Source organism: Caballeronia sp. A2-2 (assembly GCF_057612605.2).
In genome coordinates, this window is record NZ_CM172587.1 from 2,169,461 (window position 1) to 2,188,452 (window position 18,992).

At 61.7% G+C, this 18,992-nt stretch carries 18 protein-coding genes; 10 read left to right on the top strand and 8 right to left on the bottom strand.

The window, feature by feature from the left end; translation table 11 throughout:
- Positions 1-37: 37 nt before the first annotated feature.
- Positions 38-1,468, bottom strand: a complete 1,431-nt coding sequence (locus tag ACZCWR_RS10325) for an MFS transporter (protein WP_487300672.1) — start codon at positions 1,466-1,468, stop codon at positions 38-40.
- A 171-nt stretch (positions 1,469-1,639) separates the two neighbouring features.
- Between ACZCWR_RS10325 and ACZCWR_RS10330 the strand changes: the two genes are divergently transcribed.
- The 3 genes from ACZCWR_RS10330 to ACZCWR_RS10340 all read left to right on the top strand — a co-directional run bounded on the left by ACZCWR_RS10330 (position 1,640) and on the right by ACZCWR_RS10340 (position 5,457).
- On the top strand, positions 1,640-2,692 hold the full coding sequence (locus ACZCWR_RS10330; protein ID WP_487300673.1) for an NADP(H)-dependent aldo-keto reductase: 1,053 nt from the start codon (positions 1,640-1,642) through the stop codon (positions 2,690-2,692).
- 240 nt (positions 2,693-2,932) lie between these two features.
- Positions 2,933-3,913: a phosphogluconate dehydrogenase (NAD(+)-dependent, decarboxylating) gene (gnd, locus tag ACZCWR_RS10335; protein ID WP_487300674.1), complete on the top strand. Its 981-nt coding sequence runs from the start codon at positions 2,933-2,935 to the stop codon at positions 3,911-3,913.
- 77 nt (positions 3,914-3,990) lie between these two features.
- Complete coding sequence (locus ACZCWR_RS10340; protein ID WP_487300675.1) at positions 3,991-5,457, top strand: glycosyltransferase family 39 protein; 1,467 nt, start codon at positions 3,991-3,993, stop codon at positions 5,455-5,457.
- A gap of 3 nt (positions 5,458-5,460) precedes the next feature.
- Here ACZCWR_RS10340 and ACZCWR_RS10345 read toward each other — a convergent pair whose 3' ends face one another.
- Both ACZCWR_RS10345 and nodI read right to left on the bottom strand, forming a co-directional pair.
- Positions 5,461-6,315, bottom strand: coding sequence for an ABC transporter permease (locus tag ACZCWR_RS10345; RefSeq protein WP_487300676.1), 855 nt, complete (start codon positions 6,313-6,315; stop codon positions 5,461-5,463).
- A gap of 12 nt (positions 6,316-6,327) precedes the next feature.
- Positions 6,328-7,272: a nodulation factor ABC transporter ATP-binding protein NodI gene (gene nodI, locus ACZCWR_RS10350; protein ID WP_487300677.1), complete on the bottom strand. Its 945-nt coding sequence runs from the start codon at positions 7,270-7,272 to the stop codon at positions 6,328-6,330.
- A 367-nt stretch (positions 7,273-7,639) separates the two neighbouring features.
- Here nodI and ACZCWR_RS10355 point away from each other — a divergent pair, with 367 nt between their 5' ends.
- A complete protein-coding gene (locus ACZCWR_RS10355; protein ID WP_487300678.1) occupies positions 7,640-8,149 on the top strand; it encodes a universal stress protein in 510 nt (169 codons plus the stop codon).
- Between the two features lie 7 nt (positions 8,150-8,156).
- Here the strand turns inward: ACZCWR_RS10355 and ACZCWR_RS10360 are convergent, their stop codons facing one another.
- The 3 genes from ACZCWR_RS10360 to lexA form a co-directional block, all read right to left on the bottom strand.
- Positions 8,157-8,729 carry a DUF2939 domain-containing protein gene (locus ACZCWR_RS10360; protein ID WP_487300679.1) on the bottom strand — a complete coding sequence of 191 codons (573 nt, stop codon included), beginning with the start codon at positions 8,727-8,729 and terminating at the stop codon, positions 8,157-8,159.
- A gap of 86 nt (positions 8,730-8,815) precedes the next feature.
- Complete coding sequence (locus tag ACZCWR_RS10365) at positions 8,816-9,142, bottom strand: hypothetical protein (protein WP_487300680.1); 327 nt, start codon at positions 9,140-9,142, stop codon at positions 8,816-8,818.
- A 187-nt stretch (positions 9,143-9,329) separates the two neighbouring features.
- On the bottom strand, positions 9,330-9,983 hold the full coding sequence (gene lexA / locus ACZCWR_RS10370) for a transcriptional repressor LexA (RefSeq protein ID WP_487303301.1): 654 nt from the start codon (positions 9,981-9,983) through the stop codon (positions 9,330-9,332).
- A 268-nt stretch (positions 9,984-10,251) separates the two neighbouring features.
- Between lexA and ACZCWR_RS10375 the strand changes: the two genes are divergently transcribed.
- The 6 genes from ACZCWR_RS10375 to ACZCWR_RS10400 all read left to right on the top strand — a co-directional run bounded on the left by ACZCWR_RS10375 (position 10,252) and on the right by ACZCWR_RS10400 (position 16,240).
- The gene (locus tag ACZCWR_RS10375) at positions 10,252-11,286 is read left to right on the top strand and encodes a sulfate ABC transporter substrate-binding protein (protein WP_487300681.1); all 1,035 of its coding nucleotides are present in this window, start codon (positions 10,252-10,254) and stop codon (positions 11,284-11,286) included.
- Positions 11,287-11,377: 91 nt separating this feature from the next.
- Positions 11,378-12,283 (top strand): sulfate ABC transporter permease subunit CysT, encoded by a 906-nt coding sequence (cysT, locus tag ACZCWR_RS10380; RefSeq protein ID WP_487300682.1) that lies wholly within the window; start codon positions 11,378-11,380, stop codon positions 12,281-12,283.
- A complete protein-coding gene (gene cysW / locus ACZCWR_RS10385; RefSeq protein ID WP_487300683.1) occupies positions 12,280-13,197 on the top strand; it encodes a sulfate ABC transporter permease subunit CysW in 918 nt (305 codons plus the stop codon). The genes cysT and cysW overlap by 4 nt, the downstream gene beginning before the upstream one ends.
- A gap of 6 nt (positions 13,198-13,203) precedes the next feature.
- Complete coding sequence (locus ACZCWR_RS10390; protein ID WP_487300684.1) at positions 13,204-14,271, top strand: sulfate/molybdate ABC transporter ATP-binding protein; 1,068 nt, start codon at positions 13,204-13,206, stop codon at positions 14,269-14,271.
- Positions 14,272-14,290: 19 nt separating this feature from the next.
- The gene (locus tag ACZCWR_RS10395) at positions 14,291-15,217 is read left to right on the top strand and encodes a CysB family HTH-type transcriptional regulator (RefSeq protein ID WP_487300685.1); all 927 of its coding nucleotides are present in this window, start codon (positions 14,291-14,293) and stop codon (positions 15,215-15,217) included.
- Between the two features lie 30 nt (positions 15,218-15,247).
- Positions 15,248-16,240 carry an asparaginase gene (locus tag ACZCWR_RS10400; protein WP_487300686.1) on the top strand — a complete coding sequence of 331 codons (993 nt, stop codon included), beginning with the start codon at positions 15,248-15,250 and terminating at the stop codon, positions 16,238-16,240.
- Between the two features lie 992 nt (positions 16,241-17,232).
- Here the strand turns inward: ACZCWR_RS10400 and ACZCWR_RS10405 are convergent.
- The gene (locus tag ACZCWR_RS10405) at positions 17,233-18,141 is read right to left on the bottom strand and encodes a 2-hydroxy-3-oxopropionate reductase (RefSeq protein ID WP_487300687.1); all 909 of its coding nucleotides are present in this window, start codon (positions 18,139-18,141) and stop codon (positions 17,233-17,235) included.
- 47 nt (positions 18,142-18,188) lie between these two features.
- On the bottom strand, positions 18,189-18,992 hold the full coding sequence (gene hyi, locus ACZCWR_RS10410) for a hydroxypyruvate isomerase (protein WP_487300688.1): 804 nt from the start codon (positions 18,990-18,992) through the stop codon (positions 18,189-18,191).

Genomic DNA, 18,992 nt, shown 5'->3' on the forward strand with positions numbered 1-18,992 from the left:
AAACGGCGGGGCAGCGAGAATCTTTAGGGCGTATCGATCAAACCTTGCCCTTGCCATGTCCCGACACGACCGCGCCCGCATCGCGCGCCAAGCCGAAAAGATCCGCCACGCCGAGCAAGCCGACCAGCGCGACGATCACGAACGCGACGCTGAAATCATCCGGTCCGATGGAATGCGCGTCGTGCCCATGCAGCCATTCGCCGAACCTGAGCGCGACCGCGCCGATCGCCACGCCGATGCCCATCGTCATCTGGAACAGCGTGCTCGACAATGCCGATGCCGCGCTCATCTGCGGTTTGGGGACATCGGCGAACGAAAGCGTGTTGAGCGCGGTGAACTGAAGCGAGCGCGACAGGCCGCTCGCGAACAGCACGAGCGCGATCACGAGCTTGGGCGTTGCCGGGCCGAGCAGGCTCATCGCGGCGAGCGAGAGCGCGGCCAGCACGCCGTTGACGATCAGCACCGGCCGGAAGCCGAATGTGCGCATGACGGGCGTTGTGACGACCTTCATGGACAGATTGCCGGCGAACACGGCGAGCGTGAGCAGTCCGGATTCGAACGCGTTCATGCCGAAGCCGACCTGGAACATCAGCGGCAAGAGAAACGGCGCCGCGCTGATCGCGATGCGAAAGAGCGAGCCGCCGCCCATCGCCACGGCGAAGGTCTTGACCTTCAGCGGCGCGAGATCGACGACCGGATGCGCCGCGCGCTGCAAATGGCGTAACGAAGTGAGCGCCGCGATCACGCCCACCACGACGAGCACGCCGATCAGCGTCCAGTCCGCGTCCGTCCTGCCGACGAGTTCCATCGCGTAGAGCAGTGTTGTGCAGGCGATGCCGCACAGCGCGAAGCCCGGCAAATCGAAGCGGCGCTTCGCATCCTCGCGCGCGTTGTCGATGAAGCGCAGCGTCAGCAGCAATCCGGCGATACCGAGCGGCACGTTCAGATAGAAAATCCAGCGCCACGATGAATACGTCGTGATGAAACCGCCGAGCGGCGGCCCGATCACCGGCGCGACGAGCCCCGGCCACGTGATGATGGCAATCGCGCGCATCAAACCGTCCTTGGGCGTGGCGCGCAGCACGGCGAGGCGTCCGACCGGCACCATCATCGCGCCGCCGATGCCTTGCAGCACGCGCGCGGCGGCGAAGGCGGGCAGGGTCGTCGTAGTGGCGCACAGCACGGATGCCGCGGTGAACACGGCAATCGCGCTGCCGAACACGGTACGCAGGCCGAAGCGATCGGCGGCCCAGCCGGAAATGGGAATGAAGACCGCGAGCGTCAAAAGATAAGCGGTGATGCCCAGACTCATGTCCGCCGGATGCACGCCGAACGAGCGCGCCATCTGCGGCAGCGCGGTCGCGATGATGGTGCCGTCGAGGTTCTCCATGAAGAAGGTGGCCGCGACGAGCGAGATGATGAGCGAAGCGCTTCTCTTGCTGTTGTTGCTACCGGCTTGAAACGCCATCGGATGAATGCTCCGCGAACGCGCGAGGGGACTGCCATTCTAGCTGCGGGAGCAGACCTCGCGCGGCTATGATAGGTTTTGCGATGGTCGGCCGACATGCCGGAACGCACCGCTGACAAAGCGCCGACGCGTTGCACACATCAAACTAACAAATCAAGAGGGAACCAAACAATGAAGTTCAGGAAGCTGGGTGATTCGGGTGTCGAGGTGAGCCTCATCGGGCTTGGCACCATGACATGGGGCGAGCAGAACACCGAGCAGGAAGCGCACGAGCAGATCGACCATGCGCTGGCCGCAGGCGTGAATCTGATCGATGCCGCCGAAATGTATCCCGTGCCGCCGCGCCCCGAAACGCAGGGCCGCACGGAGGAGTACATCGGCACATGGCTCGCGAAGAATCAGGCGAAGCGCGGCGATATCGTGCTCGCCACCAAGATCGCCGGACCGGCGCGGCAGCCGCACAATCCGCGTCACATTCGCGGCGCGGGCAATCAGTTCGACGCGAAGAACATCAACGAGGCAATCGACAGCAGCCTCAAGCGCTTGCAGACCGATTACGTCGATCTGTATCAACTGCACTGGCCGGACCGCAGCACGATGACCTTCGGCCGCTCGAACTATCCGTATCTGGAAGACGAATACACGGTGCCGATCGAGGAAACGCTCGCGGCGCTGGGCGCGCTCGTGAAGGCGGGCAAGGTGCGGCATATCGGCGTGTCGAACGAAACGCCGTGGGGCGTCGCGCAATTTCTGCGCGCGGCGGAAAAGGCCGGTTTGCCGAAGATCGTCAGCATTCAGAATCCGTACAGTCTGGTGAACCGCACGTATGAACTCGGGCTGTCGGAGTTCACGCACAAGGAAGGCGTCGGCCTGCTCGCGTATTCGCCGATGGCGTTCGGCTGGCTTTCCGGCAAGTACGAAGGCGGTGCGCGGCCTGCGGGTGCGCGCATCACGCTGTTCGAGCGTTTTCAGCGCTACAGCAAGCCGCAGGCGGTCGCGGCGGTCACGTCGTATGTCGAACTGGCGAAGCGTCACGGCCTCACGCCCGCGCAGCTTTCATTGGCCTTCGTCAACACGCGGCCGTTCACGGCGAGCACGCTGATCGGCGCGACGACGATGGCGCAATTGAAGGAGAACATCGGCAGCGTACACATCGAACTGTCCGATGAAATCCTCGCGGAAATCGACGCGCTGCACGAGCGTCAGCCGAATCCGGCGCCGTGATGCCATTCGCGGCAAGTCCTGAAAACGCTTTGCGTACAGGCACTTGCCGCGAATGAGGATGGCCGGCGCGCGAATGTGGCAGCATGAATGCCCTTGGCCGCAACACTCGCGATGCAGCGCCTGTCTCAATCAAGGCACTACATTTGCTCGATGGTTCTGGTTGCGCGCCGCGAACGAGTGACATCGCGGCGTAGAAACAGATCGAACGCGTGAAATCCAACAGCAAGGAGTGACTCCATCATGCAGATCGGCATCGTAGGATTGGGGCGCATGGGCGGCAACATCGCAAGACGGCTCATGCGGGACGGACATCAGGCCGTGGTCTACGATCACGCGCCCGAGGCCACGCAGGCGCTCGTCGGCGACGGCGCGACCGGCTCGAAGGACCTCGGCGAACTGGTGAGCAAACTGCAGGCGCCGCGCGTCATCTGGCTCATGCTGCCCGCAGGCAAGATCACCGAAGACACGCTCGGCGACCTGCATAAGATGCTCGGCCGCGACGACGTGGTGATCGACGGCGGCAACAGCTTCTACAAGGACGATATCCGTCGCGCCGCGCAGTTCGCGGAGCAGGGTATCCATTACGTGGATGTCGGCACGTCGGGCGGCGTGTGGGGCCTCACGCGCGGCTACTGCATGATGATCGGCGGCGAGGATGAAGTCGTGCGCCGCATCGATCCGATTCTCGCGACGCTCGCGCCGGGACGCGGCGACGTGCCGCTCACGCCGGGCCGCGAAGGACGCGATGCGCGCGTCGAGAACGGCTACATGCATTGCGGACCGGTCGGCTCGGGACACTTCGTGAAGATGGTGCATAACGGCATCGAGTATGGGCTGATGCAGGCTTATGCCGAAGGCTTCGACATTCTCAAGCACAAGGACTCGAAGGATCTGACCGAGAACGAGCGTTACTCGCTGGATCTCGCGGACGTGGCCGAAGTGTGGCGACGTGGCAGCGTGGTGTCGTCGTGGCTGCTCGATCTGACCGCGGGCGCGCTCGCGGGCGATGGCAAGCTCGACCATTACTCCGCCGAAGTGGCCGACAGCGGCGAGGGGCGATGGACCATCGAGGCGGCGATCGAGGAAGCGGTGCCCGCGCAGGTGTTGTCGGCGGCGCTCTACACGCGCTTCCGCTCGCGCGATGCCGAATCGTTCCCGGAACGCATGCTTTCCGCCATGCGCTTCGGCTTCGGCGGGCATAAGGAATTTCCGGTGAAGTAGGGCGCGGCGTGGTCATGCGCATCGAAGCGGCGATTCGTTCGCCGCTTTTTTCTTGCGCGTGATGCGGCGGGTTTTGCATGCGATTCTCCCGGACCTTTTTTCATGATCTTGCGCCCTTGCTTTTGCTGGGCGTGATGTTGCTCGCACTGCACGCGGCGACAAATGGCCGCTACGGTTTTCATCGCGATGAACTTTCCACGCTTTCCGATGCGAGCGAGCTGGCGTGGGGTTATGTCGGCGTGCCGCCGCTGACGCCGTTTCTCGCGCGTGTGGCGTTTGCGTTGTTCGGACCATCGCTTGTCGGGCTGCGGTTGTTTTCGTCGCTGGCGATGAGCATCGCGCTGATGCTCACCGGTCTGATGGCGCGGCAACTCGGTGGCAGTCGCCGCGCGCAGATCGTCGCGGCAATCGCATCGGCGATCAGTCCGGTCGCGCTGAGTCAGGGCACGATGTTCGAGTACGTCAGCCTCGACTATCTCTGGTGGGTCGCGGCGGCCTGCGCGATGACGTGTTTGCTTGCTTCCGACAATCCGCGCTGGTGTCTGGGCATCGGTGCGGCAATCGGCGCGGGCATGATGACCAAGTACACGATGGCGTTCTTCGCTGTAGGCATCGGCGCGGGATTCGTGCTGACGCCCGCGCGGCGATACGTTCGGAATCCGTACTTTTGGGGCGGCGTGGCGCTCGCGGTGCTGATCGTTCTGCCGCATATCTTGTGGGAGTGGCGGCACGACTTCATCTCATTGGATTTTCTGAAAAGCATTCACGCACGCGATGTTCGCCTCGGACGCGATCACGGTTTCCTGCTCGGTCAGTTTCTTATCGCGACAAACGTGTTCACGGTCCCGCTCTGGATCGCCGGCCTGTACTTCATTTTCTTCGATGCTCAAGGCCAGCGCTTTCGCGCGCTCGGCTGGATGTTCGTGGTGCCACTCGTGCTTTTCGTGGTCACGAAAGGACGCGATTATTACCTCGCTCCAGCGTATCCAATGTTGCTTGCAGCGGGCGCGGTGTGGTGTGATCGGATTCGCTTGCGGCTTGTGTGGGTCGCGCTCGCGGTGGCGGGCGTGCTTGGCGCGGCGCCCGTGTTGCCGGTAGCGCCGGTTGGTTCCGCATGGTGGCGTGTATCGGACCGAATCAACGGTGGCAATTTCAACGAAGAACTCGGATGGCCGGAACTGGTCGCGACCATCGCGCGCGTACGCGATTCCTTGCCCGCTGGTGCAGGCATTCTTGTAGCGGATACGGGACAGGCCGAGGCCATAGCGCTATTTGGCGAGGCGTTGCATTTGCCGCGCGTCATCTCAGGAACAAACTCGCTGTGGTTTCGCGGTTACGGCGAGCCACCGCCGAAGCCTTTGATCGTCGTGGGCTTACCGCAAGACATCGTGCAACGCGAGTTGGTTTCGTGCAGGTTGGCGGCGCGTATCGATACGGGCATCGACATTCAGAACAGTTCCATTCCCGCACGCGAGATTTTTGTGTGCGAAGGCCCGCGTCAACCGTGGCCGCAGTTCTGGCAGGCCATGAAGCACTACGCGTAGGCGTTATTTCATCATCCGCCGCCGAAACAGCCACGCGCACAGCAGAAACGGCACGATCGCATACGCGAGCAGCACGCCGACATGCAGCGGCACGCCATCGAGCGCACGTCCGAGCATGGCCGGGCGCATGAGTTCGACCGCGTGATACAGCGGCAAAACCTGCGTCACATGCCGCGCTATTGTCGGCAACTGCGTCACCGGAAAGAACACGCCGGAGAGCAGCAGCATGGGCGTGAGCGCGAGCGTCTGATAGAACATGAAAAAGTCGTAACTCGGCGCGATGGCGGTAATTACCATCGCCGTGCTGGCGAACGCGAGGCCTGTCAGCACGATGACCGGCAGCGCGATCAGCATCGACGGAAAACTGGCGTAGCCGAGCGCGCCCGCCACCAGCATGATCGCCGCGCCCGAGAGCACCGACTTGCTCGCCGACCACACGATTTCCCCGAGCACGATATCGCCGAGCGTGAGCGGCGTGTGCATGATCGCTTCCCACGTGCGCTGTACATGCATGCGCGAAAAGCCGGAATACATGGCCTCGAAGCTCGCGGACATCATCACACTGGAAGCGGTCGTGCCCGCCGCGAGAAACGCGATATACGACACGCCCTCGACGTGACCGACCATCAGCCCGAGTCCTAAGCCTAAGCCGAAGAGATAGATCATCGGATCGGCCAGATTGCCGATCATCGAGGCGATGGCGAGCTTCTTCCAGACGAGATAGTTGCGCCGCCAGACCGACATCCAGTTCGTGGCGTTGGCGGGCAGCGCGTTCGAAAACGGCGTGAGGCTCGGTGCATCGTCGTGCTTGAGATGCGCGCGGCGTGTCTTGACGCGGGTTGGGTCCAATGTGTCCATGTCGATATTCGTTCAGTCCACCATCTCACGGCCCGTGAGACGCATGAATACATCTTCGAGATTCGCCGGCCGATGCAGATACCGCACGTCCGCGCGACCTTTCACGCGCGCATGCACGGGTTGCGGATCTTCGACGTAGCAGAAGAGCGTCTCGCCGCTTATCTCGATGCGTTGCGCGAACGGCGTGAGCTCTGCGGCCAGCGCCTGTGGATCGGGACCGTAAATCTCGATCACGTCCGAGCCGATCACGGTTTCGATCAGTTCGCGCGGACGGCCTTCCGCGACCTTGCGGCCTTCTTCGATCACACAAAGCCGGTCGCACAGACGCTCGGCTTCTTCCATGAAATGCGTGGTCAGCAAGATGGTTTTGCCGCGCGCGAGCAACGAACGCAGACGCTCCCAGATCATGTGCCGCGCCTGCGGATCGAGTCCCGTGGTGGGTTCGTCCATCACGAGCACATCGGGATCGTTGACGAGGGCGCGCGCGAGCGTCAATCGACGCTTCATGCCGCCCGACAACTCGCCGACGCGCGCATCCGCCTTGCTTTCCAGACGCGCGAATTCGAGCAGCGATGGCACGAGTGCGTCCATGCGCGCGCCTGCAAGACCGAAATAACGCCCGAACACGAGCAGGTTTTCGCGGACGGTGAAGTCTGGATCGAGGTTGTCGAACTGCGGCACCACGCCTACACGCTGACGCGCGAAACGCGCGCGCGCCGGCACCGGTTCACCGACGAGACGAATCGCACCACTATCCGGCGAAGTTATGCCGAGCAGCATCTTGAGCGTCGTGGTCTTGCCCGCGCCGTTCGGGCCGAGCAGACCGAAGCATTCGCCGCGACGCACGTCGAACGAGAGACCATCGACGACGCGCTTCGTGCCGTAGTGTTTCCTGACTTCGCTGAACTCGATGGCGGCTTCGTTCGTTGTTTGGTCGTGCAATGTTTGATCAGTCATGCAATCGATCCGCATTAATTCGCATAAGCAATTCAGCCGGCTAGTGTAATCCAATGCACCAAGGCAGCGCTGACGTGCCATCGGGCGCGGCGAAAGGGCGTCAAAGCTGTGCGCGCGGGCGCGTTCGCTTGTGCGGTTGAAACGCTCGGAGCCTTGCTGGCCGTGCGTGTGCGGCAGGCTGGCACGCGGCGCGCTAACAGCCTTGGCGCGCGTGTGCGCGGCTTAGCGTTTTCCATCGTTGCCACGCACGAACCGACACACGATGATGAAGCCACGCCGCATGCATCCGCGCTTCACGACGAACGCGGGTGCCCAGGCGAAGTAAGCGCATGTTGAGCCGCCACACCACGCGGCAGGGAGATTGACCATGACAAGCTACCGCAAGATTCTGTTGTGCTACGACGGCTCACGGGAAGGCCGCAAGGCGTTGCGTCAGGGCGCGAATCTCGCGCTCGACCTCAACGCGGAAACGCATGTGCTGGCCGTGGTGGACATGCGTTCCAGCATCGCGCAGAGCGCGGGACTGCTTACGGATATGGCGTGCGGCCGTTTCGAGGATGCAGCGCGCGACATTCTTCAGGAAGGCGTGGACTGGCTGCGCGAACGCGGTCTGGCGGCGCAGGGGCATTTCGCGTTCGGTCATCCGATCGATGAAATCGCGAATCTGGCGGACAACCTGAAGGTCGATCTCGTCGTGGTGGGTCACCGCTGCCGTAACGGGCTGGCGCGCTGGTGGATGGGCGCGGGCAATACGCCGCTGCTCGATCGCGTGAATTGCAGCATTCTGGTTGCGGTTTGTCAGGCAGGCGAATCTGCGGAAGCGGAGGACGAAGCGGCTTACGAGGCTAAACCCGTTAAGGCAGAAGCGAGCGCTTAGGCTGGTTTCAGCCGTTCAGGTCCACTGCGACGAGCTTCCAGTTGATAAGCCCGTTGCGGTGGAAGATCGCGGAGTAGCGCGCATCGCCTGCGCCGTGTTGGTAGGTCACGACGAAGGTGTCGAAGCTGCGATAACCAGCGGTGGTTTGGGGCGGCTTCTTTGCCGTCGGCTGCGAAGGGGCAGCGGGCACTTCGACGCTGGCAGGCTCAGGCGGCCGCTCGCCCGGATCGCCGCGCGGCGGAATGCCGTTCAAAATGGCCGCGACGCCATCCGGCGTGGCATACGAATCCACCAGCGGCCCGACGAGCGCCGCGCCGATCATGGCTCCGATGATCGCCAGCGGATTGCCACTTTTCTGGATATCGACGCGCCGCGTAAGCAACGCGCCGACCTGATCCTTGAGACTCGCGCGCAACGCGGGAAAATCGACGTACTGGTTGACGGTCTGCGCGTCGCGGGCATCGGCCGCACGCTTGACACGATCGAGCGCGATGTAAGGCGAGGCATAGACAAAACCGAGCGCCGCCACAAGCAGAACGACGACGAGCGTGGTGACAACGTAACGTGTAGTGCAGGACATGCGGTCGCGGATTCTCTGTTGCTATTGCGAAGGGTCAATTGTGCATTGACCGCGCGCCGACCGCATTTATCCCGACGCTGCATCAATTACGCGAGAATCCCGCCCGTGATCCCCGCGCGTTCCTCATCGATACACCGGTCGATCATGCGCGACACCTCATCGATCTTGCCCACCAGAATCACACGCGACGGACCGCGATACACCCGCACGCCCGCACGCTGTTCCTCCGACGCCCGCACCGTGCTGTTGAGCGACACCCGCGCGAACGCAGGCTGACGCGACGGCAACGCGGGCATTTCGTCGAACAGGTCGGGCGTACTCGGCTGACGCGCAATGCCGCAAGCGATGAGCGTGCGCAGATGACGCAGACGACCGAACTGGCGGAAGGGCAGCAAGCGGGCAAAACGTTCCATGGTGACTCTCCAGACGATAGGACGCACCTCGGCCACCCTGAACGAGGGCCGTCGTGCTTGTTATGTTCGAAGCGCCGTGGCTTGTATCAGGCGCAGTTCATGGAGTCAGTGTCCGCCCGGCTTAAGACATTTCTTGTCTCGAATTAAGAATTTTCTTCGAGCGGACAAGGAGTTGAAGCGAAAAACGTCAGAATTCGCCCGAACGAATCAGGCCGACAGCAATGCCTTCGAGTGCAAATTCCCCGCTGCCTGCGCGCACGAAAATGTTCTCGTAATCCGGGTTCTCGGCGATCAGTTCCACACCATCGCGATGCCGCTTCCAGCGCTTGACGGTTACGTCATCCCCCAACCGCGCCACGACGATCTGGCCGTCCTTCGCTTCAGTGCGCTTTTGTACCGCGAGCAAATCGCCATCGAGAATGCCGGCATCGCGCATGGAAAGACCGCGCACTTTCAGCAGATAGTCCGGCTTGCTGGAGAAAAGCGCCGGATCGCACACGTAAGTCTGCGAAATGTGCTCCTGCGCCAAGATAGGACTACCCGCCGCGACACGCCCGACCAGCGGCAGCGCCAACTGCATGATGCTCTGATGCGGAAGCGTGAACTGATGCTGCTCCTCACGCGACGATTCCCCCAGCAATCGAATGCCGCGCGAGGAACCCGCCGCCAGTTCGATCACGCCCTTGCGCGCCAGCGCCCGCAGATGCTCCTCCGCCGAGTTGGCCGAGCTGAAGCCGAGTTCGGCGGCGATCTCCGCGCGCGTGGGCGGAAAGCCGGTGCGCTCGATCGCGCGCTGGATCAGTTCCAGCACTTGCTGCTGCCGCGCGGTGAGTTTGGTGATCTTGTTTGTCACAGGCTTAGGTCCCGATTCACTGTATGGATGGACAGGTGACTGTATTTTTATACAGTATTTCGGTCTTTTCAAGCTTTACTTTAAGTTCGCGCGCGCTGGCCCACGTTTGCGTCGTCTAAACCCGAACACTGCTTTCTTGCTCCAGGAATATGCTTATCAGCTTGGATAGGTATAAAAGAGTGAAAAACGATTATTTCTAATCATATAGAGACGTCGTTAGACTGATTCCGTCAATCAATAAGACGGAGAACGGGGAATGCAAAGCTTCAAGACGGGATTGGGACTGAACGCGCGGCGCTTGTTTGCAGCGTTCGCGCTGACGGCGGCAAGCATCGGCGCGGTGACGCAGGCGCACGCCGATACGGCGTTTTTGAACGTGTCCTACGATCCCACGCGCGAGCTGTATCAGGATTTCAATCAGGCTTTCGCGAAGAAGTGGAAGGCAGACACCGGCGAGACGGTGACCTTCAAGCAATCGCACGGCGGCTCGGGCGGACAGGCGCGCGCGGTGCTCGACGGTTTGCAGGCCGATGTCGTGACGCTGGCGCTCGCCTATGACATCGATGCACTGGCATCGAAAGGACTCGTCAACGCGGACTGGCAGAAGCGTCTGCCGGACAACGCTTCTCCGTACACGTCGACCATCGTGTTTCTGGTGCGCAAGGGCAACCCGAAGCACATCAAGGACTGGGACGATCTGACCAAGCCGGGCGTCTCGATCGTCACGCCAAACCCGAAGACCTCGGGCGGCGCGCGCTGGAACTATCTCGCGGCGTGGGCGTATGCGCAGCACAAGCCGGGCGGCAACGAGCAGACCGCCAAGGATTTCGTCACCAAGGTCTACAAGAACGCGGGCGTGCTCGATTCCGGCGCGCGCGGCGCGACCACGAGCTTCGTGCAACGCGGTCAGGGCGATGTCTTGATCGCCTGGGAAAACGAAGCCTTCCTGTCGGTCAAGGAATTCGGCACGGACAAGTTCGAGATCGTGGTGCCGTCGGTGAGCATTCTGGCGGAGCCGCCGGTCGCGGTGGTGGACAAGGTCGTCGACAAGCACGGCACGCGCAAGCTGGCCGAGGCGTATCTCAAGTATCTATACAGCGACGAAGGCCAGCAGATTGCCGCGCGTAACTTCTATCGTCCGCGTTCGGACAAGGTACCTGCCGATCTGACGAAGCAGTTCCCGAAGCTCAAGCTCTACACGGTCGATGACACCTTCGGCGGCTGGGCGAAGGCGCAAAAAACGCACTTCGCGGATGGCGGTGTGTTCGATTCGATCTATCAGCCGCAGTAAGGCATAACGCGATGACGCGGCGCACACGACGCCGCGCATCGTCATGAGACGTAAGCGCCCACCCCGGCGCAATGGAAAGAATGGATCAAGGATGACGACCCTCACATTCAGGAAGCCGAGCGCGTTACCCGGCTTCGGACTGACACTTGGCATCACGCTGGCTTATCTGAGCCTCGTGGTGCTGATTCCGCTGGCGGCCACCTTCGCGAAAACGGCCACGCTGCACTGGCCGCAGTTCGTGAGCGCGGTGACTTCGCCGCGCGTGCTCGCGTCGTACCGGCTGACGTTCGGCGCGGCGCTCGGTGGCGCGTGCCTGAACGCCGTGTTCGGCTTTCTCGTCGCGTGGGTGCTGGTGCGCTACGAGTTTCCCTTCAAGCGTGTTGTCGATGCCATCGTCGATCTGCCGTTCGCATTGCCGACATCGGTCGCGGGCATTTCGCTGGCGGCGGTCTACGCGAGCAACGGATGGATCGGCCAGTATCTCGCGCCGCTCGGCATCAAGGTGGCGTTCACGCCGCTGGGCGTGCTGGTGGCGCTGACGTTTATCGGCTTGCCGTTTGTGGTGCGCACAGTGCAGCCGGTGCTGGAAGACTTCGAGCGCGAGCAGGAAGAAGCCGCTGCGTGCCTTGGCGCGACGCGCTGGCTCACGTTCCGCCGCGTCGTACTGCCCGCGCTGTTTCCCGCGTTGTTGACGGGCTTCGCGCTGGCGTTCGCGCGCGCGCTCGGCGAATACGGTTCGGTGATCTTCATCGCGGGCAATGTGCCGATGAAGTCGGAGATCACGTCGCTGCTCATCATCACGAAGCTGGAACAATACGATTACGCTGGCGCCACCGCGCTTGCCGTGGTGATGTTGTGCGTGTCCTTCCTGATGTTGCTGCTCATCAACACGCTGCAATGGTTCCTTCAGCGGCGCACGAGCAGAACGGGCGCGGTGCCCGTCGTCGCGGGTTCGCTGCAACTCGCGCCACAGCCGCACGACGGAGGTCACGCATGAGCACGCCCAATGGCAAAGCCGTCGCGCTCAACGCGGTCGTCCGGCGCGAGGCCAACACGCTCAATCCTGTGACCGAACCGCGCCTGATCCGCTGGCTGCTGATCGCGGTCGCGCTCGTGTTTCTCGCGCTGTTTCTGGTGGTGCCGCTCGTCGCGGTGTTCGTGCAGGCGTTCGCGAAGGGCATCGACTATTACTTCGAATCACTAAAGGACCCGGATGCGTGGTCCGCCATCAAGCTCACGCTCATCACGGCGGCGATTGCGGTGCCGCTGAACGTGGCGTTCGGGCTGGCGGCGTCGTGGGCCATCGCCAAGTTCGAGTTTCGCGGCAAAGCGCTGCTGACCACGCTGATCGACTTGCCGTTCTCGGTGTCGCCGGTCATCTCGGGCCTTATCTACGTGCTGATGTTCGGCGCGCAAGGCTGGTTCGGTCCGTGGCTCGCGGCGCATGACGTGCAGATTATTTTCGCGGTGCCGGGCATCGTATTGGCGACGATCTTCGTCACGTTCCCGTTCGTCGCGCGCGAACTCATTCCGTTGATGCAATCGCAAGGCAACGACGAAGAAGAAGCCGCGCATGTGCTCGGTGCATCCGGCTGGCAGATTTTCCGGCGCGTGACGCTGCCGAACGTGCGCTGGGGTCTGCTCTACGGCGTGATTCTCTGCAACGCGCGCGCGATGGGCGAGTTTGGCGCGGTATCGGTCGTCTCCGGCCACATTCGCGGACAGACCGACACCATGCCGCTGCACGTCGAGATTCTCTACAACGAATACAACTTCTCGGCCGCGTTCGCGGTGGCATCGCTTCTGGCGTTGCTCGCGCTCGTCACGCTGGGACTGAAGCTGCTCGCGGAGCGCCGCATGACGCTGGCCGCCCGCGAAGCCAGCGCAAAAGCACAGGGCTTAGGGGCGTAAAAAATCATGAGCATCAACGTACGCAATTTGCAGAAGCGCTTCGGCGATTTCACCGCGCTCGACAACGTCACGCTCGATTTTCCGGCGGGCGAACTCGTCGCATTGCTCGGGCCTTCGGGCTGCGGCAAGACCACGCTTTTGCGCGTGATCGCAGGCCTCGAATTCGCGGATGCCGGTCAGGTCGTGCTGCACGGTGAAGACGTCGCCGAAGTCGGCGCGCGTGAACGTCAAGTCGGCTTCGTGTTTCAGCATTACGCGCTGTTCCGCCATATGACCGTCTTCGAAAACGTCGCGTTCGGACTGCGCGTGAAGCCGCGCCGCGAACGTCCTTCGGAAGCGGTCATCCGCGAGAAAGTGCATGAACTGCTCAAGCTCGTGCAACTGGACTGGCTGGCGCAACGCTTTCCTTCCGAGCTTTCAGGCGGACAGCGGCAACGTATTGCACTGGCACGCGCGCTCGCCGTCGAACCGAAAGTGCTGCTGCTCGACGAGCCCTTCGGCGCGCTCGATGCGAAAGTGCGCAAGGAACTGCGTAGCTGGCTGCGTCGCCTGCATGACGATCTGCATATCTCGACGCTGTTCGTCACGCACGATCAGGAAGAAGCGCTCGAAGTGGCGGATCGGATCGTCGTGATGAATCACGGGCATGTGGAACAAGTCGGGAGTCCGCAGGACGTGTACGATCATCCGCAAACGTCGTTCGTTTATGAGTTCCTCGGTGCGGCCAACCGCCTGCAAGGTCACGTCGATGCAACCGGCTTCACCGCCGATGGCGCATCGCGTCCCATCACGGCGCAGGCGCATTTCGCAGGTCCCGCGCTCGCCTACGTGCGTCCTCACGATCTCACGCTGTATCCGGCGGATGGCGCGCATCGCGATGGCATCGTGGTCGGTGTGCGGCGCGTGGTGACGCTGGGCGGTTCCGTGCGCGTCGAACTCGAAGGCAACGCGGGCAGCGTGCTCGAAGCGGAACTGGATCGCGAATCGTGGCGTGAACTCAAGCTCAATGTCGGCGATGGCGTGACCGCCGTGCCGCGTGCATTGCGTGTGTTCCCCGCGCAGGCAAAGAACTAAAAAGTAAAGGAGAGGCGAGATGAATTTTCAGCAATTGCGCTTCGTGCGCGAGGCCGTGCGTCAGAACATGAATCTGACCGAAGTGGCCAACGTGCTTTATACGTCGCAGTCGGGCGTGTCCAAGCAGATCAAGGATCTCGAAGACGAACTCGGCGTCGATATCTTCATTCGACGCGGCAAGCGCCTCACGGGTCTGACCGAGCCGGGCAAGCAGGTGCATCAACTGATCGAGCGCATGTTGCTCGATGCCGAAAATTTGCGCCGCGTCGCGCGCCAGTTCGCGGATCAGGACAACGGGCATCTGGTTGTGGCGACCACGCACACGCAGGCGCGTTACGCGTTGCCTAAAGTGATTCGCCAGTTCACCGAAGTATTCCCGAAGGTTCATCTCGCGTTGCGTCAGGGCAGTCCGCAACAGATCGCGCAAATGATCATCAATGGCGAGGCGGATATCGGCATTTCGACGGAAGCGCTCGACCGTTATCCGGATATCGTGACGTTTCCGTGCTATTCGTGGCATCACACGGTGGTGGTGCCGAAGGATCATCCGCTGGTTGGCGTTGCGAACATCACGCTGGAACAGATCGCGGAGTATCCGATCGTCACGTATGACATCGACTTCACGGGCCGCTCGCATATCGATCAGGCGTTCGCAAGTGCGGGCGCGTTACCCGATATCGTGTTGACCGCGATCGATGCGGACGTCATCAAGACGTATGTGGAACTGGGCATGGGAATCGGAATCGTGGCGGCGATGGCGTATGACGCCAGGCGCGATACGGAACTCGTGGCGCTGGATACGCAGCATCTGTTCGAGGCGAGCACGACGCGCGTGGGCTTGCGCAAGGGCGCGTTCCTGCGCGCGTATGCGTACCGGCTGATCGAGATGTTCGCGCCGCAGTTGAACGAAGCGCAGATTGCTTCGCAGCTTCGGGAAGCGGCTTGAATCGTGGCCGGCTGATTTACAATCGCCGGCATGAATACTTCCTCACTTCCTCGCATCGCGGTGCTGGCCACGGGCGGCACCATCGCCGGACAGGCGGGCGATGCATCCAAGACAGCGGGTTATAAGGCGGGCGTCGTCGGCGTCGATAAATTGCTCGATGCCGTGCCTGCGCTCGCTGCCGTCGCGCGCATTCATGCGGAACAGATTGCGAGCATCGACAGCAAGGATATGAGCGTTGCGCTGTGGACGATGCTTGCGCGGCGCATCAACGAGCTGCTCGCGCAGGACGATATCGATGGCGTCGTCGTCACGCATGGCACGGATACGCTCGAAGAAACAGCGTATTTGCTGCATCTGACTGTGACGAGTGACAAGCCCGTGGTGTTGACCGCTGCGATGCGTCCGTCGAGCGCGCTGTCCGCCGATGGTCCGCTCAATCTGCTCAATGCGGTCACGGTCGCGGCATCCGCGCGTGCGGCGGGGCAGGGCGTGCTTGTCGCGTTCAACAATCAGATTCACTGCGCGCGTGATGTCACCAAGACGAGTACGTATGCCGTCGATGCGTTCCGCTCACCCGAATTCGGTGCGCTTGGTTTCGTGCAGGATGGGCTGGTCGAGTTTCAGCGCGAGGCCACGCGTCCGCACACCGGTGCAAGCGAGTTCGCCATCGTCGATGAATGGCCGATGGTGGAAATCGTCGCGAGCTATGCGGGCGTGTCGCGTGTGGGTATCGATGCGTTAGTGGCGGCGGGTGTGAAGGGCATCGTGGTCGCGGGCACGGGTAATGGCTCGATGCATGCCAATATCACCCAAGCACTCGTGGATGCGGTGAAGCACGGCGTGGCGGTGGTGCGTTCGTCGCGCGTCGGTTCGGGGCATGTGATGCGCAATGGCGCGGCATCGGATGATGCGCTCGGGTCGGTGAGTGCGGGGACGCTCAATCCCTTTAAGGCTCGGGTTTTGTTGATGTTGGCGCTTGCGTCGAATGCGAAGGATTTGCAGCGGGTTTTTGATACTTATTGAGAGCGAAAAGGGCTGCTGTTGTCTGGGCTTTTATTGCAGTAGCCGCCTCCCCGGCGGGGGGGTAACTTTCTTTGCTGCTGCAAAGAAAGTCACCAAAGAAAGCAGCTTTTTACCCCATGCACGATGGCTGGAGAGGGTTGGTCCGGATTAACGGATGCAGTGGCCGCAATAGGACTTGCCACGCATAACTAGCCGCTTAGGCAACCTAGCGATTACGCGCTCGAATAGTCAAGTCTAAGTGGACCGCAGTCATGCTTTCGGCCATGCGCTACGCGCGCCGAGAGCTTTAGAACGGAATCCCGCAGCGTATGAGTGCCCAGCCACATCACACCGCATCGCACCTCCTCCCATTGGGCCCAACCTTGGTAAGCGCTTCTGAGCAAAGCGCACACACCAACGCACGCACCTTTTAGTCGGAGCACTAACCAAGGTAGGACCGAATAGCAATCTTGCGGAGAAGCGTGATGTGGCTGGGCACTTATAGACTGCGGGATTCCGTTCTAAAGTTCTCGGCGCGCGCAGCGCATGGCCGAATGAATGACTGCGATCCACTAAGACCAAAGAATTCGAGCGCGCAATCGCCAGGTTGCCTAAGCGGCAAGTTATGCGTGGCAAGCCCTATTGCGGCCACTGTATCGGTTAATCCAGACCAACCCTCTCCAGCCAGCGTGCATGGTGTAAAAAGCTGCTTTCTTTGGTGACTTTCTTTGCAGCAGCAAAGAAAGTTACCCCCCCGCCGGGGAGGCGGCTACTGCAATAAAGACACAACCAACAGCAACCCCTTCCACGACAAAAAGCCAACACCCCCACACCACCAAGAAAAAACCCAAAAATCCGACCGCGGACACCCGACGAGAAACCGTCTGACCGACCAAGGCTTACCCGGCGCACCGCCGGGTGCCGCTCTCGGACCCCACTTGCCGCTCTCAGCCCAGAGCGGCATTTGTCCCGCGTGCCCATACGCGGGACGCCCCACGGTGCAGATGGACAGGTCAGGCAGCGGCTTTCGCCTGCTCCGGTTCCTGCGCCACCTGGAAGTTCGACATGATTTCGAGCGCACGCACCATCGCCGAGTGATCCCACGCCTTGCCGCCATTCGCCGCGCACACGCTGAACAACTGCTGCGCACTCGCGGTATGAGGCAGGGCGAGACCCATCTTGCGCGCGCCATCGAGCGCCAGATTCAAGTCCTTCTGATGCAGCTCGATCCTGAAGCCCGGATTGAACGTGCGCTTGGTCATGCGTTCGCCATGCAGTTCGAGAATGCGCGATGCCGCGAAGCCACCCATCAACGCCTTGCGCACACGCTCCGGGTCCGCACCCGAACGCGCCGCGAACAACAACGCTTCCGCCACCGCTTCGATATTCAGCGCGACGATGATCTGATTCGCGACCTTGCACGTCTGGCCCGCGCCGTTATCGCCGATATGCGAGATGTTCTTGCCCATCAGATCGAACAGCGGCTTGGCCAGAGCGAACGACTTCTCCGGGCCGCCGACCATGATCGTGAGCGTCGCGTCGCGTGCGCCGACTTCGCCGCCGGAAACCGGTGCATCGAGATAATCGCAGCCGAGCGCGTTGATCTTCTTCGCGAACTCCTGCGTGTCGAGCGGGTTGATCGAGCTCATGTCGATCACAAGCTTGCCCTTGGACAGACCGTTTGCCACGCCATCGTCGGCGAACAGGACGGCGTTCACATCGGGCGTGTCCGGAACCATGGTGATGACGATCTCGCTCGCCTTCGCCACCGCGCTCGAATCGTCGACGACTTGCGTCTGTGCGCGGATGTCCTCGGGAACCGGGAACTTGCCGTTCACGACGAGCTTGTGGCCGCCCTTCAGAAGGTTGCGCGCCATGTGCGCGCCCATGATGCCCAGGCCGATGAAACCAATGGTTGCCATGCTGAATGCTCCTCCTTTCGTGTGTCTCTATGTATCGCTAAGCGTCTTTAAGCGGTGACGCGTTGCGCCTTCATGCCGCCGATGGATTGAAGCCAGCCGAGGCCCGCTTCGGTGCCGTCGAGCGGCTTGTATTCGCAACCGATGTAACCTTGATAGCCGAGCGCATCGAGCAGATCGAACAGGAACGGATAGTTGATTTCACCCGTGCCCGGCTCGTTGCGGCCGGGGTTGTCGGCCAGTTGAATGTGCGCGATCTTCGCCAGGTTCTTCTTGATCGTCGCGGCCAGTTCGCCTTCCATCCGCTGCATGTGATAGATGTCGTATTGCAGGAACAGGTTGTCCGAACCTACGGCCTGAATCACATCCAGACCTTCCTTCGAACGGTTCAGCGCGAAGCCCGGAATGTCGTATGAATTGCACGGCTCGACGAGCAGCCTGATGCCTTCTTTCTTCAACGCATCCGCTGCAAAACGCAGGTTCTCGACGATGGTCGTGCGTGCCTGTTCCGCCGACACGCCCGCACCCGGAATGCCGACGAGGCAGTTCAGTTGCGGCACGTTCAATGCCTTCGCATATTCGATCGCGCGCGGCACGCCTTCGCGAAACTCGTTCACGCGATCCGGCAAACAAGCGATGCCGCGCTCGCCCGCTTCCCAGTTACCCGCAGGCAAGTTGTGCAGCACGATGCGCAGATCGTTGTCCTTCAACCGCTTCTGAATGTCGCCAATCGAAAACGCGTAAGGGAACAGGAATTCGACTGCCTTGAAGCCCGCCTTCGCCGCCGCCTCGAAGCGGTCGAGGAAGGGGAGTTCGGTGAACAGCATCGTCAGATTCGCGGCAAATTTCGGCAT

Bases quoted from the DNA above. Each gene is read 5' to 3' on its own strand.
- ACZCWR_RS10325 (WP_487300672.1), bottom strand. From the start codon at position 1,468: ATGGCGTTTCAAGCCGGTAGCAACAACAGCAAGAGAAGCGCTTCGCTC.
- ACZCWR_RS10330 (WP_487300673.1), top strand. From the start codon at position 1,640: ATGAAGTTCAGGAAGCTGGGTGATTCGGGTGTCGAGGTGAGCCTCATC.
- gnd (WP_487300674.1), top strand. From the start codon at position 2,933: ATGCAGATCGGCATCGTAGGATTGGGGCGCATGGGCGGCAACATCGCA.
- ACZCWR_RS10340 (WP_487300675.1), top strand. From the start codon at position 3,991: ATGCGATTCTCCCGGACCTTTTTTCATGATCTTGCGCCCTTGCTTTTG.
- ACZCWR_RS10345 (WP_487300676.1), bottom strand. From the start codon at position 6,315: ATGGACACATTGGACCCAACCCGCGTCAAGACACGCCGCGCGCATCTC.
- nodI (WP_487300677.1), bottom strand. From the start codon at position 7,272: ATGACTGATCAAACATTGCACGACCAAACAACGAACGAAGCCGCCATC.
- ACZCWR_RS10355 (WP_487300678.1), top strand. From the start codon at position 7,640: ATGACAAGCTACCGCAAGATTCTGTTGTGCTACGACGGCTCACGGGAA.
- ACZCWR_RS10360 (WP_487300679.1), bottom strand. From the start codon at position 8,729: ATGTCCTGCACTACACGTTACGTTGTCACCACGCTCGTCGTCGTTCTG.
- ACZCWR_RS10365 (WP_487300680.1), bottom strand. From the start codon at position 9,142: ATGGAACGTTTTGCCCGCTTGCTGCCCTTCCGCCAGTTCGGTCGTCTG.
- ACZCWR_RS10375 (WP_487300681.1), top strand. From the start codon at position 10,252: ATGCAAAGCTTCAAGACGGGATTGGGACTGAACGCGCGGCGCTTGTTT.
- cysT (WP_487300682.1), top strand. From the start codon at position 11,378: ATGACGACCCTCACATTCAGGAAGCCGAGCGCGTTACCCGGCTTCGGA.
- cysW (WP_487300683.1), top strand. From the start codon at position 12,280: ATGAGCACGCCCAATGGCAAAGCCGTCGCGCTCAACGCGGTCGTCCGG.
- ACZCWR_RS10390 (WP_487300684.1), top strand. From the start codon at position 13,204: ATGAGCATCAACGTACGCAATTTGCAGAAGCGCTTCGGCGATTTCACC.
- ACZCWR_RS10395 (WP_487300685.1), top strand. From the start codon at position 14,291: ATGAATTTTCAGCAATTGCGCTTCGTGCGCGAGGCCGTGCGTCAGAAC.
- ACZCWR_RS10400 (WP_487300686.1), top strand. From the start codon at position 15,248: ATGAATACTTCCTCACTTCCTCGCATCGCGGTGCTGGCCACGGGCGGC.
- ACZCWR_RS10405 (WP_487300687.1), bottom strand. From the start codon at position 18,141: ATGGCAACCATTGGTTTCATCGGCCTGGGCATCATGGGCGCGCACATG.
- hyi (WP_487300688.1), bottom strand. From the start codon at position 18,992: ATGCCGAAATTTGCCGCGAATCTGACGATGCTGTTCACCGAACTCCCC.